The organism is Snodgrassella sp. ESL0324 (assembly GCF_013344955.1).
GTDB lineage: Bacteria > Pseudomonadota > Gammaproteobacteria > Burkholderiales > Neisseriaceae > Snodgrassella > Snodgrassella alvi.
Genome location: NZ_JAAEDS010000012.1, coordinates 209,980 through 225,314, shown reverse-complemented (window position 1 = coordinate 225,314; position 15,335 = coordinate 209,980). Strand labels below are relative to the sequence as shown.

Annotated in this window: 15 protein-coding genes; 6 read left to right on the top strand and 9 right to left on the bottom strand. The window is 39.5% G+C overall.

The genetic code is table 11. From position 1 onward, the window contains the following. From ispG to hfq, 5 genes are all read left to right on the top strand, one after another. Entirely contained in the window at nucleotides 1–1,269 is a 1,269-nt protein-coding gene (gene ispG, locus GYY70_RS03185) for a flavodoxin-dependent (E)-4-hydroxy-3-methylbut-2-enyl-diphosphate synthase (protein WP_174831271.1), read from the top strand. A gap of 66 nt (nucleotides 1,270–1,335) precedes the next feature. Next, the gene (gene hisS / locus GYY70_RS03180; protein ID WP_174831270.1) at nucleotides 1,336–2,628 is read left to right on the top strand and encodes a histidine--tRNA ligase; all 1,293 of its coding nucleotides are present in this window, start codon (nucleotides 1,336–1,338) and stop codon (nucleotides 2,626–2,628) included. Next, nucleotides 2,628–3,254: a tetratricopeptide repeat protein gene (locus GYY70_RS03175; protein WP_041879496.1), complete on the top strand. Its 627-nt coding sequence runs from the start codon at nucleotides 2,628–2,630 to the stop codon at nucleotides 3,252–3,254. Before hisS ends, GYY70_RS03175 begins: the two co-directional genes overlap by 1 nt. 135 nt (nucleotides 3,255–3,389) lie before the next feature. After that, a complete protein-coding gene (gene der / locus GYY70_RS03170; RefSeq protein ID WP_037395057.1) occupies nucleotides 3,390–4,841 on the top strand; it encodes a ribosome biogenesis GTPase Der in 1,452 nt (483 codons plus the stop codon). A gap of 85 nt (nucleotides 4,842–4,926) precedes the next feature. Beyond that, the gene (hfq, locus tag GYY70_RS03165; protein ID WP_037395054.1) at nucleotides 4,927–5,175 is read left to right on the top strand and encodes an RNA chaperone Hfq; all 249 of its coding nucleotides are present in this window, start codon (nucleotides 4,927–4,929) and stop codon (nucleotides 5,173–5,175) included. Nucleotides 5,176–5,225: 50 nt separating this feature from the next. Here hfq and GYY70_RS03160 read toward each other — a convergent pair whose 3' ends face one another. The 7 genes from GYY70_RS03160 to GYY70_RS03130 all read right to left on the bottom strand — a co-directional run bounded on the left by GYY70_RS03160 (nucleotide 5,226) and on the right by GYY70_RS03130 (nucleotide 12,374). Next, nucleotides 5,226–5,558, bottom strand: coding sequence for an SMR family transporter (locus GYY70_RS03160; RefSeq protein ID WP_037476230.1), 333 nt, complete (start codon nucleotides 5,556–5,558; stop codon nucleotides 5,226–5,228). A gap of 260 nt (nucleotides 5,559–5,818) precedes the next feature. After that, nucleotides 5,819–6,496, bottom strand: a complete 678-nt coding sequence (locus tag GYY70_RS03155) for an epoxyqueuosine reductase QueH (RefSeq protein WP_025330799.1) — start codon at nucleotides 6,494–6,496, stop codon at nucleotides 5,819–5,821. A gap of 129 nt (nucleotides 6,497–6,625) precedes the next feature. Next, on the bottom strand, nucleotides 6,626–7,123 hold the full coding sequence (tpx, locus tag GYY70_RS03150; protein WP_084551136.1) for a thiol peroxidase: 498 nt from the start codon (nucleotides 7,121–7,123) through the stop codon (nucleotides 6,626–6,628). A 290-nt stretch (nucleotides 7,124–7,413) separates the two neighbouring features. Further along, nucleotides 7,414–7,923 (bottom strand): dihydrofolate reductase, encoded by a 510-nt coding sequence (locus GYY70_RS03145; RefSeq protein ID WP_172396979.1) that lies wholly within the window; start codon nucleotides 7,921–7,923, stop codon nucleotides 7,414–7,416. Then, on the bottom strand, nucleotides 7,920–8,714 hold the full coding sequence (locus GYY70_RS03140) for a thymidylate synthase (RefSeq protein WP_025330796.1): 795 nt from the start codon (nucleotides 8,712–8,714) through the stop codon (nucleotides 7,920–7,922). Before GYY70_RS03140 ends, GYY70_RS03145 begins: the two co-directional genes overlap by 4 nt. A gap of 36 nt (nucleotides 8,715–8,750) precedes the next feature. After that, nucleotides 8,751–9,824, bottom strand: coding sequence for a tRNA dihydrouridine(20/20a) synthase DusA (gene dusA / locus GYY70_RS03135; RefSeq protein WP_174831269.1), 1,074 nt, complete (start codon nucleotides 9,822–9,824; stop codon nucleotides 8,751–8,753). A gap of 171 nt (nucleotides 9,825–9,995) precedes the next feature. Continuing rightward, nucleotides 9,996–12,374, bottom strand: a complete 2,379-nt coding sequence (locus tag GYY70_RS03130; RefSeq protein WP_174831268.1) for a tetratricopeptide repeat protein — start codon at nucleotides 12,372–12,374, stop codon at nucleotides 9,996–9,998. A 426-nt stretch (nucleotides 12,375–12,800) separates the two neighbouring features. On the opposite strand from GYY70_RS03130, the gene GYY70_RS03125 reads away from it, so the two are divergent. Next, nucleotides 12,801–12,995, top strand: coding sequence for a CsbD family protein (locus tag GYY70_RS03125; protein WP_174831267.1), 195 nt, complete (start codon nucleotides 12,801–12,803; stop codon nucleotides 12,993–12,995). Between the two features lie 40 nt (nucleotides 12,996–13,035). On the opposite strand, the gene GYY70_RS03120 is transcribed toward GYY70_RS03125, so the two are convergent. Both GYY70_RS03120 and GYY70_RS03115 read right to left on the bottom strand, forming a co-directional pair. Then, nucleotides 13,036–13,677, bottom strand: coding sequence for a hypothetical protein (locus GYY70_RS03120; RefSeq protein ID WP_174831266.1), 642 nt, complete (start codon nucleotides 13,675–13,677; stop codon nucleotides 13,036–13,038). 285 nt (nucleotides 13,678–13,962) lie between these two features. Then, nucleotides 13,963–15,147 (bottom strand): MFS transporter, encoded by a 1,185-nt coding sequence (locus GYY70_RS03115; protein WP_174831265.1) that lies wholly within the window; start codon nucleotides 15,145–15,147, stop codon nucleotides 13,963–13,965. Nucleotides 15,148–15,335: the final 188 nt, after the last annotated feature.

The window sequence follows — 15,335 nt, the reverse complement described above, 5'->3', positions numbered from 1 at the left end:
ATGACCTTGGCTGGAGTACGAAGGAAAACCCATCAGGTAAAAATTGATCATGTAGTTATCGGATCTGAAGCACCTGTCAGAGTACAGTCTATGACTAACACTGATACTGCTGATGCTGAACAAACAGCCATTCAGGTAAAAGCACTGGCAGATGCCGGTTCCGAACTGGTTCGAATTACAGTTAACTCACCTCAGGCGGCGGCCAGAGTATCTGAAATTCGCCAGCGTCTGAATGACATGGGCTGTAATGTCCCCTTAGTTGGTGATTTTCATTTTAATGGCGATCGCCTGCTTAAAGATTATCCGGATTGTGCAACAGCACTTTCAAAATACCGGATTAACCCGGGTAATGTGGGTAAAGGTGTGAAGGGCGATGAAAAATTTGCTTTCATGATTCATACAGCAACAGAGCACAATAAAGCTGTTCGCATCGGAGTAAACTGGGGCTCGCTGGATCAGGCTCTTGCAAAGCGCATGATGGACAATAATCTGGCTTTAGCAACTCCTCAGCCTGCAGAATCAGTTATGAAAGAAGCATTGATTGTTTCTGCACTGGAATCTGCGCAAAAGGCAGAAAGTCTTGGTTTACCGGCTGACCGGATTATATTGTCTTGTAAAGTATCTAATGTACAGGATTTAATAGAGGTTTATCATAACCTTGCTTCCCGTTGTATGTATCCGCTGCATCTTGGTTTAACCGAAGCAGGAATGGGGAGTAAAGGTATCGTAGCGTCTACTGCGGCTTTGGCTATTTTATTGCAACAGGGTATAGGTGATACCATTAGAGTATCGCTTACTCCTGAGCCGGGAAGTGCACGGACTCAGGAAGTAGTGGTTGCTCAGGAAATCCTGCAAACCATGGGATTGCGTTCTTTTACGCCGCTGGTAACAGCATGTCCCGGATGCGGACGTACAACCAGTACCGTGTTTCAGGAACTGGCGCGGGATATTCAGCAGTATTTGCGTGAAAAAATGCCTGTATGGCGGCTGCAATACCCGGGTGTTGAAAATCTGAATGTAGCGGTTATGGGTTGTGTTGTTAACGGGCCTGGTGAAAGTAAACTCGCCGACATTGGCATATCTTTGCCTGGTACGGGTGAAACACCTGTTGCTCCTGTATATGTGGATGGCGAGCGCAAAACTACCTTAAAAGGCGAACATATGGCTGAAGAGTTTCTGGCCTTAGTAGAAGAATATATTCAGACCAATTATGGTGAGCAGGGTAAAAAGCGGGAAACAGCGAAAGTGATTCCGATTACGGCTTTATAAGATAAATATACTGTTATAGCTGTCAGCAGCTAATATAGTTTAATAGGGATATACAAATTAATTAATATGGGTCAGAAAATCCAGGCCGTTAAGGGCATGAATGATTTACTGCCAGTAGAGCAGAAAGATTTTAAACTGACATCTGCACTCTGGCAGGCGTTTGAAGACGTAGTGGTCGCATGGACACGCAGTTTTGGTTACAACCAGATTCGTACACCGATTGTTGAGCAAACTGGTTTGTTTGTACGTTCAATAGGTGAAGAAACCGATGTTGTGGGCAAAGAAATGTATACATTTGCCGATTCCAACGACAAACTGAGCCTGAGCCTGCGGCCGGAAGGTACAGCCTCCTGCCTGCGTGCAGTTGTTGAGCACAACTTACTTTACAATAGTCCGCAAAAATTATGGTATATGGGGCCGATGTTCCGACGGGAGCGCCCACAAAAAGGGCGGTATCGTCAGTTCCATCAGGTTGGTGTTGAAGCATTAGGATTTAACGGCCCTGATGTAGATGCCGAGCTGATTGCCATGACTGCAAATCTCTGGGAACGGCTGGGTATTCGGGAATACCTCACACTTGAATTAAATACTCTGGGTAATCAGCAGGAGCGTACTGCTCACCGTACTGCACTAATTGCTTATTTACAACAGCATGAAGCCATTCTGGATGAGGATAGCCGGCGTCGTATGCATACTAATCCGTTACGTGTGCTGGATACTAAAAATCCCGATTTACAGGCAATGGCGAATGCTGCGCCACGTCTTATAGATTATCTGGGTGCAGAATCACTTGCACACTATAATACTTTAAAAAATATGCTGGACGGGCTTGGTATCACATATGTAGAAAACCCCCGTCTGGTTCGCGGTCTGGACTACTATAATCTGACCGTTTTTGAATGGACGACAACTAAACTTGGCGCACAGGCAACTGTATGTGGTGGCGGTCGTTACAACGGGCTGATTGAAGAGCTTGGCGGTAAACCAGCGCCGGCTATTGGCTTTGCATTGGGTATTGAACGTCTATTACTGCTTGTACAGGAATTTGGCAAACTGCATATTAACAATGCGCCTGACATATATATCATCCATCAGGGAGAAGGAAGCAGTCTGATTGCCATGCAGCATGCCGCATTATTACGGGCAGCAGGTTTGAATGTTTATTTACACTGTGGTGATCAGAGTCTGAAAGCACAGTTGAAAAAAGCTGATGCCAGTGGTGCGGCAATAGCTGTAATCGTTGCTCAGGAAGAGCAATTAAACAATACCCTAACGCTTAAGAATTTGAGTACTCATGAACAACAGACTGTTGCTGCCGAAGCAGTTTTACAGTTAATCCAACAATGGAAGAATGCATAATGGTTGTACATATTCAGGATGAACAGGAAGTTGCAAATTTCAAATATTTCTGGCAACGCTGGGGACGCTGGATTTTTGCTATACTGGTTATATTGTCATTGGCATATCTGGGTTATGTGCTGTATCAAAGTCATTTACGCAGTAATAATGAAAAAGCAGCAGAAGTATTTGATACATTTATTTCACAGGCTAGTGCCAATAATTTGACTGAGAGTAAAAAAGCACTTGTACAATTACAGGAAAAATATCCTGATACCATGAATGCAACTCAGGCTACACTGATGATGGCCGGTTCAGCATTTGACGATGGTAAATATGATGAAGCCATCCGCCATTTGCAATGGGTTAAAGCCAGACAGCATGATGACTTATTGCAAACAATCGTTGCGCAACGGCTGGCTACCGTATATTTACAGCAGGGTAAATACAATGAAGCCTTACAGGCGCTGGACGTGAAAGTAACCAATGAATTAAAGCCGGTTCTGCTTGAAACCAAAGGTGATGTTTTACAGGCACAGAAGAAAAATACCGAAGCCGTTGCTGCTTACCAGCAAGCTTTGAATTTATTATCAAAAGATTCAGTACAGCGTGAAGTCATCCAAATGAAAATAAGCAGTTTGAGTTAATCAATGCTTAATAAAACCTGAAATTCCGGCCCGAAAAACCGGTAGGAATTTCAGGTTTATCAGTTGTACTGAAAAGCTTGCCGCTGGCAGGCTATTGCTGTTTTAGAGCAATAGAAATTATCTGAAAGAATGAGTATGAAACCAACGATTGTTCTGGTTGGTCGCCCGAATGTAGGCAAATCAACATTATTTAACCGTCTGACCCGTACACGTGATGCACTGGTTGCCGATTTACCCGGCCTAACCCGCGACCGGCATTACGGGCACGGCAGAGTGGGAAGTAAACCTTATCTGGTTGTTGATACCGGTGGTTTTGAGCCGGTAGTAGATAGCGGTATCTTATATGAAATGGCTCGCCATACTCTGCAAGCCGTAGATGAGGCGGATGCAGTTATCTTTCTGGTAGATGGACGTACTGGTCTGACACCACAGGATCAGATTATTGCCAACCATTTGCGCCAGAGTTCCCGGCCTGTATATCTGGCAGTGAATAAAGGTGAGGGCGCTAACAGACCAATTCTGGCAGCAGAATTTTATGAACTAAGTCTGGGAGAGCCTATCGTTATATCAGGGGCGCATGGTGACGGCGTGTACGGGCTGATAGAAACTGTACTGGAAGACTTTCCAGAAGAAGAGGAACCGGTAAACAGTCATCATCCGGTTTTTGCAGTTATTGGTCGGCCGAATGTCGGCAAATCAACTTTGGTTAACGCAATTCTGGGTGAGGAGCGGGTTATTGCTTTTGACATGGCCGGTACCACACGTGACTCAATTCACATTGATTTCGAGCGCAACGACAAACCTTTTACCATTATCGATACTGCCGGAGTACGTCGTCGTGGCAAAGTAGATGACGCCATCGAGAAGTTTTCCGTTATTAAAGCAATGCAGGCTATCGAAGCAGCTAACGTAGCTGTACTGGTACTTGATGCACAACAGGATATAGCCGATCAGGATGCAACTATTGCCGGCTTTGCATTGGAAGCAGGGCGTGCTTTAGTTGTTGCAGTAAATAAATGGGACGGAATAACCGAAGAGCGTAAGCAACAGGTTAAGCGTGATATAGCACGTAAACTGTATTTTCTTGATTTTGCTAAATTTCATTATATTTCGGCATTGAAAGAAAAAGGAATTGACGGGCTCTTCAGCTCAATTCAGGCAGCCTATGATGCTGCAATGATTAAACTGCCTACCCCGAAAATTACCCGCGTATTGCAAAGTGCACTGGAACGGCAGCAGCCTCCGCGCGCCGGCTTAATTCGCCCTAAAATGCGTTATGCCCATCAGGGCGGCATGAATCCGCCAGTTATAGTCATACATGGTAATGCCTTACAGCATATCAGCGATGCTTATACCCGATATCTGACACAAACATTTCGCAAAGCATTTCATTTACAGGGGACACCTTTACGTATCCAATATAATGTAAACGAAAATCCATATCAGGAAAATGACAGCAAACCGGCGCAGCCATTGCGTCGTGTCAAACTAAGTAACCGAATTGCCAAGCGTGAACAGATAAAACAATCGAAAAAGCAGGTAAAGCGTAAAAATAAAGTCAGTTCAAAGAAAACAAATGCCCATTAATGTGATAGCATTGACACTGCTTTCTAAATCGCTGTACGCAGGTGCAGCTAAGCGATAACATAATCAAAAAAACAGGAGTAGCCAAATGAGCGCCAAAGGACAAATGTTACAAGATCCTTTCTTGAATGCACTGCGAAAAGAGTATGTGCCAGTTTCAATTTATCTGGTAAACGGTATTAAACTACAGGGTCAGGTGGAATCATTTGACCAGTATGTTGTACTTTTACGTAATACTTCAGTAACACAAATGGTATACAAACATGCGATTTCCACAATTGTGCCTGCTCGTGCAGTAAGCTTGCAGCATGAACCGAAATCTGCATCAGCAGAATAATACAGTCATACTGCATTAGCAAAAAACCGTGGAAATCCACGGTTTTTTTGCTAATGAGTCATCGATTTGGAAAACAGATTAATCACAATAACACCCGCCAGTATCAGACCAATGCCAATAATTGCCGGCATATCCAGCTTTTGTCCGAATTTGATCCAGGCTATGACTGACACACAAACAATGCCCACACCGGACCACACTGCATAAGCAATGCCTACAGGCATAGTTTTCAGAGTTTGTGCAAGCGAATAAAACGAAATAATATAGCCCAGAACAGAGCAAATACTGGGCATCAGCCGGGTAAAACCATTACTCAGCTTAAGCATACTGGTTGCAAATATCTCAGCCAGTATAGCGATGGAAAGAAAAATCCATTGATTCATGTTTATCCTTCTCGTTACTGCATTAGTTTCCTTGTGCAGTTATATTACGTATGGTTGATATAAACTGAGTACAAATTTATCGAGTTTTACATAATGTTCAACAAAAAATTTCAATATTTGCTTGAATGAAAATAAAGCCATTCATGAAAAATTTAACCTGAACACTTTCCCATATAAAAGCGGATTCAAGTCTGAATCCGCTTTTAGAGAGTAATACTGATGAAGTGACTCAAAATACAACCAATGATTAGCAAAAATACTTAAGCCTTTTCTTCAGTACCATAAAATTTCGTACCAATTTTAATGCTTTCTCTGCCATGCTCACGCCGCCAGGCATTGCTGTCACGTAAAGAATAAGCACAGCCACAGTATTCCTGCTGATAAAACTGCTCACGCTTACTAATCTCAATCATACGCTGACTACCGCCGCCTTTACGCCAGTTATAATCCCAGTAAACAAGATTAGGATATTTTTCTGCTGCACGTTTGCCGCAATCGTTTATTTGCTGCATATTTTTCCAGCGGGAAATTCCTAATGAACTGGTAATAACCGAAAAACCATTTTCATACGCGTACAATGCTGTGCGTTCAAAGCGCATATCAAAACACATAGTGCAGCGAATGCCGCGTTCCGGTTCAAACTCCATCCCTTTAGCGCGTTCAAACCAGTTGTCCATATCATAATCAGCATCAATAAAAGGAATATTGAATTTTTCCGCAAATGCCTTGTTTTCATCCTTGCGGATTTCATATTCTTTTTTCGGGTGAATATTAGGATTATAGAAATAAATCGTATAATCAATACCAGAGGCCAGCATTGCTTCCATAACCTCACCAGAGCAGGGCGCACAGCAAGAATGAAGCAATACTTTATTTTCCCCGTTGGGAGGAGTTAATTTCGGGCGTTGTATATCGGTAGTCAGTTTTTGTGGGTTCATTGATGTGATTTCCTGTTATTCTAGTTAAATATCTTTATCAGTAGATTTTAACAAAGCTGCCAGCGCAACGACATAGCCCGAAAGAAAAAAAGCGTTCAGATATCTGAACGCTTGTATGAAAAAGCCATTTTAAAGAGCGGCTAATGCCTGCTCATAATCCGGCTCTGTCGTAATTTCAGCTACTAACTGACTGTATAAAACCTGATTATTTTCATCCAGCACAATAACCGCACGGGCACATAAGCCGGCTAAAGCACCGCTGCTCAGTTTAACCCCGTAGTTTTCCTTAAATTCAGGATGACGGAATGTTGACAGAGTTTTTACCTGATCCAGCCCCTCTGCACCACAAAAGCGAGCCTGCGCAAATGGCAAATCGGCAGAAATACACAACACAACAGTATTAGAAAGATTGGCCGCAGCTGCATTAAAATGGCGTACAGATGCAGCACAAACACCCGTATCTACACTAGGGAAAATATTCAGTACTTTACGTTTACCGGCAAAGTCGGTAAGCGATAATTCATTTAAACCGGCATCAGTCAGCGTAAAAGCTGGTGCTGTACTGCCTGCTTTTGGAAACTGACCACTGACTTCAACAGCGGTACCTTGAAGAGTTACTGTACTCATGACTGCATCCTTCTGATGTTTAATTTGATTAACAATGTGCAGGCTTATTGTGGGGGATTGGCAGGTAACTGTCAAAGATTATCTATGCTGATTATATGCAGTAAATAGCAGACAAATATAGCACCTGCATAAACGCAGAAAACCAACATTTTCCCGACAATTCAGCGAAAACGTAAATCTTAGAAAATACTACTGAGAAAATTTACAGCATCATCAATCAGCCAGTCTGTATTGCAGTCTCTGATTTCAGAGCAATCGGACTGAATACAAACTGGCTTGCGCAATAAAACTTACTCAACACCAGACCGGCGTACATAATGCTGTAAATCATAAGCAATATTATTTTTACTGCTTACATGACTGCTGCTTTCAGTTTGCTGCCAGATATCCGTATCAATTGCCGGAAAAAAAGTATCTCCGGCAACATCAACATGAATTCTGGTTAACCGCAAATCGGTAGCCAGAGGCATCGCCTGAGTATAAATTTGTGCCCCGCCCATAATAATAATTTCAGAGCAACCGGCTAATTGTCTGAGCGCATCTTCAACACTGTGACACAAAATTGCTCCGCTGAATGTCTGTGCATCCTGCCGGCTGATAACATAATTGGCGCGGCCAGGAAGCGGTTTTCTGGGCAGCGACTCCCACGTTTTACGTCCCATAACAACCGGCTTGCCCATAGTGTAACTTTTAAAAAATTCAAAATCTTCGGGCACATGCCAGGGAATACGGTTATTTTCGCCAATACAGTTATTATCCGAAAGAGCGGCAATCAGCGTAATTTTATTCAGAGTATTCATACAGCTACAGGTGCTTTAATGTGGGCATCCGGATGATAATCAGTAAGCGTAAAATCTTCAAACTGAAAAGAAAACAGATCTTTTACATCAGGATTCAGATGCATTTGCGGCAGTTTTTTCGGTGTGCGGCTTAACTGCAGTTTAGCCTGTTCAAAATGATTACTATATAAATGAGCATCACCCAGCGTATGAATAAATTCCCCCGGCTCTAAATCACATACCTGAGCAATCATCATCGTTAGCAGAGCATAGCTGGCAATATTAAAAGGCACACCCAGAAAAATATCAGCACTGCGCTGATAAAGCTGACAGGAAAGCCTGCCTTCAACCACATAAAACTGAAACAGAGCATGGCAGGGCGGTAAAGCCATCTCATCTACCAGTGCCGGATTCCATGCAGATACAATCAGGCGGCGGCTGTCGGGATTGTGTTTAATCTGTTGCAGCAGATTACTGATCTGGTCGATATGACGGCCATCCGGAGCCGGCCAGCTGCGCCACTGATAGCCGTATACAGGCCCCAGATTACCATCAGCATCTGCCCATTCATCCCAGATAGAAACATTATGTTCATGCAAATAGCCGATATTAGTATCGCCGCGCAGAAACCAGAGTAACTCATAAATAATTGAACGTAAATGCAACTTTTTAGTAGTCAGCACAGGAAAGCCATCAGCCAGATTAAAACGCATCTGATAGCCAAAAACCGAGCGCGTACCCGTGCCGGTACGGTCTGCTTTATCTGTGCCCCGATCTAAAACGTGTTGCATTAAGTCAAGATACTGTTGCATGCGGATTTATCCAAATAAAAACGGCCTAATTGTAACTTAAATCAACTCAGACTGGCTTGCGGCACTTTCTTTTACCGCCTGCCATGCTTCCGCAATCAGACTGACATCGTTATTTTTTAATAACGAAGCATCAGACAGCATTCTCCGCCATTGGCGCGCACCAGGTAAACCATGCATCAGCCCCAGATAGTGCCGAGCCATATGACGCAATGAAACGTCCGGCTTAACCAGCTGCCGGCGAGCGTAGTCAATTAACTGATTAACCAGATCTTCATATTCAATAGCCGGCTGGCGACTGGCATAAAATTCAGCATCCCAGCTGCGCATCAGCATCGGATTATGATAAGCCTCACGTCCGACCATTACCCCGTCAACATACTGCAAATGCCGGTGAATTTGTGCATTATCGGTAACCCCGCCATTAAGAATAATTTCCAGATCAGGAAATTCCTGTTTCAGACGATAAACATAATCATAACGTAAAGGCGGAATATCACGGTTATCTTTCGGCGATAACCCTTCCAGCCATGCATTGCGTGCATGAACAACAAAAATACGGCAGGCCGTTTTTTCATGTAGCGTACCGACAAAATCAGCCAGAGGCTGATAGGCTGTTTCCTTATCCAGACCGATGCGATGCTTAATCGTTACCGGAATATTCACTGCTTCCTGCATAGTATTTAAGCATTGCGCTACCAGTTCAACTTCACGCATCAGGCAGGCACCAAAAGCACCTTGCTGTACCCGCGGGCTAGGGCAGCCGCAGTTAAGATTAATTTCATCATAATCATAACCGGCAGCAATTTTAGCAGCCTGTGCCAGAATTGCCGGCTCACTGCCGCCCAGCTGCAAAGCAACAGGTTGCTCCTGCGGATGATAGGCCAGTAATCTGTCACTGTTGCCATGGATGATTGCATTAGCATTAATCATCTCTGTATACAGCCACGTATTTTTGCTAATCAGTCTGGCCATATAGCGGTAATGCCTGTCTGTCCAGTCCAGCATCGGCGCTACGGATAAAGTTCTCTTCGGTTTGGCATTTTGCCGGAGCTGGTGTGCATCACTCCCGGCTGAATATTCTGCGGCAATCAACTGTTTATGTTCCTGCATAGTCCGGCACTCATATAACACCGCCAAAGAAATACCGAACGGATATTTCCGGCCGGTATTTAGTCGGTTAAATTTCTGATACAGGCAGATTATACATGGGATAACCGAACTGCCAGTTTAGCAATAGCAGTAAAGCTGATATTTTAATTAATCCTGCTGTTTTAGCCTGAATCAGCGCAGCGGCATTTCAGATTTAATCAGCTTAATTTCTCTTTCACGCTGTTTCTTTTTAAAATGATTTTGCAGCCATATTTTATGCTGTATCTTGCATTGCGGACCCAGATAAATATTATCAATATATTCTTCTACTTGCGTATATTCGACATACAAACTGTTAGCAGACTGGTAATCCTGCGGTTCAACAATATTATCATCGGCAATATGAGTAATATAAATCATCCGGCACTCATCTTCATCTTCAAAAGCAGCATGTTTTATCAGGCAGGAAATGGGTAAAACCGCCAGACTGAGTAGTTCGTCTAGATTAGAGATTTTTTGTAACTTGGAATTATCCAAAAGTTCTTTAATCAACTCTTTTATTTTTTCTAAATTGTCACGAATACAACTGATTTTTTTAGGTTCATCTAATGATTTAATATATTCATTCCACTCGCTATCAATGGCTTTTGGTGTTTTTTCATTTTTGTTTTCCAGATAAAAGGATTGTTTATTGCGTTTAGCTAACGCCATATATCCTGTTTCTGGATCAAAATACAGGCAACGGTATAAAGGCAAAGGATAAAGAGTATTGGCACTTATAATTTCGATTTGCTCAGTTTCAAGTTTTACTTGTTTATTTTCAAACGATTTGATAGATTTAATACTGTGTAATGAGATTATTTCGTTATTGATACTGCGTTCTGTATCCAGACCAAAAAAATTTTTATTAAAAGCAATACTGATACCGGAACCAATAATGTTATCTTCATTACCGTATAAACGAAACTGATTCAGACAATTATGATTAAAGGAAAAACTGGCTAAAAAGCTTTTAATTTCATTATCAGGATGATTGCTAATATTCAGCCAGCTGGTTAATACCTGATTTTCACTGGGGTCATTCATGAAATCTACGATATTAAGCCGGAATTTACTGGGATTTTCTCCTTTAAGCAGATTAAATAATACAGCTGGCTTGGTATAATGAGCGACACGTCGTTCCGGCTGTTTTTTGCTATATTTATTATCTAATATTTTAGAAATAAATAAAATATTTTTAATATTATTAGTTAAGTTACATAAATTTTCAATTTTATTATAGATGAAATCTTTAAGTTCGTTAAATTCTTTTTCATTAAAATCATGATTAAAGTTATTTTGTTTCAACCCCAAAATTAATTGAGCGCAAATATATTGATATGGATAACGATTTGAGTAACTCTCAATTTTAGAGGCAAGGAGAAAGCAGTCTGTAGCTTGAGTTTCTTTTTTAATTTTTTCTGTATAGATTTTGCCTAAGATATCTTGAGCTTGAGCATAGATTTCAGGATTGTTCTCTTTAGTAATTTTAAAATAAAAAGCTTTAGCCTGATCATAATCGTGTTTTATTTCTTGATATATATATCCTAAAAAAAATTGAGCTTTAGCATAAACTTCAGGATTATCTTCTTTGTTGATATTTAATAAAAAAACTTCAGCCTGATCATAATCGTGTTTTATATCATAATATATATATCCTAAATTACCCTGAGCTAGAGCATAAATTTCAGGATTATCTTTTTTGTTGATATTTAGATAAAAAACTTCAGCCTGATCATAATCGTGTTTTATTTCTTGATATATATATCCTAAAAAAAATTGAGCTTTAGCATAAACTTCAGGATTATCTTCTTTGTTGATATTTAATAAAAAAACTTCAGCCTGATCATAATCGTGTTTTATATCATGATATATATATCCTAAATTACCCTGAGCTAGAACATAGATTTCAGGATTATCTTCTTTGTTGATATTTAAATAAAAAACTTCAGCTTGATCATAATCGTGTTTTATTTCTTGATATATATATCCTAAAAAAAATTGAGCTTGAGCATAGATTTCAGGATTATCTTCTTTGTTGATATTTAATAAAAAAACTTCAGCCTGATCATAATCGTGTTTTATATTATTATATATATATCCTAAACCAAACAGAGCTAGAGCATAAACATCAGGAGTATCTTTTTTGTTGATATTTAAATAAAAAGTTTCAGCCTGATCATAATTATGTTTTATTTCTTGATATATATATCCTAGACTAAACTGAGTTTTAGCATAAACATCAGGATTATCTTTTTTGTTGATATTTAAATAAAAAGCTTCAGCCTGATCATAATCGTGTTTTATTTCTTGATATATATATCCTAAAAGAAACTGAGCTAGAGCATAAACTTCAGGATTATCTTCTTTGTTGATATTTAAATAAAAAGCTTCAGCCTGACTATAATCGTGTTTTATATTACGATATATATCTCCTAACTCAAATTGAGCTTGAGCATAAGTTTCCTTACCATCTTCACGGGTAATTTTACTTAATTCTTCAATTTGCTGATCAATATCTTTTTCTTCCATTACTATTCCTGTTTATTTATAGCTAAGCAATTAATTTGTACACTGTTAGAAACATTGCCTGGTAGTAATCAAATAATTTGAAATTTTTAAATTTGTCGAAAAATGAACAAATTTATTAATTTACAATTTAACTAATAATAACAAATATTAAATTTAATATCATAAAATTCATAATTATCTACAGCTATATTTAACCAAATAGATTTTTATTTCTAGATAAAGAAAATTGTAAATAAATTGATATTAAGTTAATTAACTGCATGATTTACCAATAAATTATTTTTATATGTAATTAGCTGCAAATATTGGCGTTTTCCATTGCTTACTGCTAATTGTCTCTCTAAGATAAATCATTGAAGGATAAGAATTTACTTGTGTTTAATTGAATACTGTTGCATGCAGTAGACATACAGAATGGAGATGGTTATGAGCGATAACGGATTTGTAGATAAAGCCAAAGGCGAAGTAAAACAGAACGTGGGTAAAGTAGTGGGTGATACAAAAACCCAGTCTGAAGGAATGGTTGATAAGGCCGTTGGCGGCGTGAAAGAAGCTGTGCATGAAGTGGCTAATGCTATAGATGGCGCAGTAGATTCAATCAAGAAAAAATTTCAGGATTAATTTGTAAACTAAATAAAACCGCTCCTATGAGCGGTTTTATTTAGGAATTATCCTTAGTTGTTCGAATTAAATCAGGATATTTATTTATGATTCGGTTTGTAGCAGATACAACAACAGTATCTCTATACTTTATCAGTGCACAAAGAAATGTTGTTAATATAAATGGTACCATTAAAAAATAAATTACAATTTTTTCAAAAAAATTATTAAAGATAAAAAGAATTAGTCCTATTAATATTGATATTATGAATGAACTCCAAAAAAGGTAAGAAGGCCATTTATTGGCTGATAATACTTCCTTTTGAGTATTTGTTTTGTCATTGATCGAAAGTGAATTAAAATAGTAATAAGTTAATTCGCTTTCATTCCATATAATTCTTCTTATACCTTTATGCCAGCTACCTTGTGCAATATATAGATCAAATAATAAATTAATATCTTCACAATATTTTTGTTGCCAATCATTTATTTGGCTTAGCTCAAGGTATTTTAAATAGGGTATTGTAAATAGTATAAGTTTTTGTTCCATAATACTAGCATTTTTATTTTTTAACTCTTTTCTTTTTTCAATTAAATACTTTGAAATTTTTGTCATATCTTCTTCTGAAGGGATGAATCGATCATTGAAAAACTCTTGAATAAAGCTCATAGGGATAATTTTGAGCACTGATAAGATATCCATATTACAAATTTCCTTTATATTGGTATTTACTTATCCGTAAAAGGGATAAACTATTTTTATTAGTGGATATTTAAATTTATATAATGAGTGATTATATGAATCTGAAATATCTGCAATCAAGAAAAAATTTCAGGATTAATTCTGAAATGTGTGAATAAGGCCGCTTATTTCAGCGGCCTTTGATTTGAGTTTATATTTCTTTTAAATCAGACAAATTAGCTACAGCTTAAATTCTTCTGAATTGGCGGCATTAGATATAAAAATGTATAAGTCAATATATTGGTTTCACTGCGCCGGTTTATGCATCGTTTTGCTGATTAGTAATTGTAACAGGCTGAATAAAGTGATCAAAGAGGCAATTAAATAAAGCATTTTCATATTGCCGAAATCAATAATTCCCGCTCCGATAATCGCCCCAATGCCTACGGCTCCATTAAAAATAGCTGCATAAATAGCAGAGGCGGGTAAAGCGTTATCATTTCCAGCCAGCCGTATTACCCATGCCTGAATACCAACAAATAATATGGCTACACCCAAACCCCACGCAAGCACCAATACCATCAGCATGATTGGACTATGTGACAAGACTGCACTCAGCAGAGTCAGACTGCCACAAATCAGCACTAAGCCTGCACCAAGTATACTTTTCAGATATCTGTCTATAAACAGACCACATAACAGATTACCAGCTACACCGGCTATACCGAATACAAACAGACAAACCGCAATCCAGTTGGCAGCAATAGCCATTTCTTCGGCCATAAATACTTCAATATAGGTAAAAGCAGCAAAATGGGCGATAATGGCAGCAGTAGCAATCAGATAAACATGGCGTAACTGCTTAATCTGAAGAACTGCTGAAAATTGTTTTCGCCCCATTCGGGAAGTACCGGATACAGCCGGCAGGGTAAAAGTCAGAATAATTGCGGTAATTATGGCTAATACGCCCAGTAATAAAAATGATAAACGCCAGCCAATTGTGCTGCTAATCCAGTTAATAAAGGGAACACCGAGTATACTGGCTATTGAAACACCGCTGAATATAATTGCTGTGGCTCTGCCGGTATATTTGTCTGATACCAGTTGCGCCCCCATAGTGCCCGCCATCGCCCAGAATGCACCATGCGCAGCTGCACCGCACAAACGAGCGATTAAAAGTACAGAAAAATGCTCACTAATAGCCGCAATACCATTCGATGCAGCCATCAGCAACATTAATACAATCACTACTGATTTACGAGGCAGATGGCTGAATGTAGTAACTGAAACAAGGGCAGAAACAGCCCCCAGCCATGCATACAAAGTCACAACCAAACCGGTAGTACCGCTGTTTTGTCCCATAGATGAGGCTATAGCTGATAACATACCAATCGGTGCCAGCTCGGTACTCACCACAATAAATGACGCTATTGCAAGCATGCAAACAGCCATCCATTTACGCCATTGTGTCTTATTTTCTGAATTATTCACTAAATCATTTCCTTTTTTGCAATCAATTTTTCAAACAGATAGAGTTCGGCCTGATATACAAAACTAAAAAGGTCAGCAATTGTTCACAGCCGGCTGAAAACAGATGGTATTGAGTTGTTATAAATCTGCTTTTAAACATAGTTATCAGCTTGGTGAAAGCAGCGTTAATTCAGTATACTTTGCGAAAA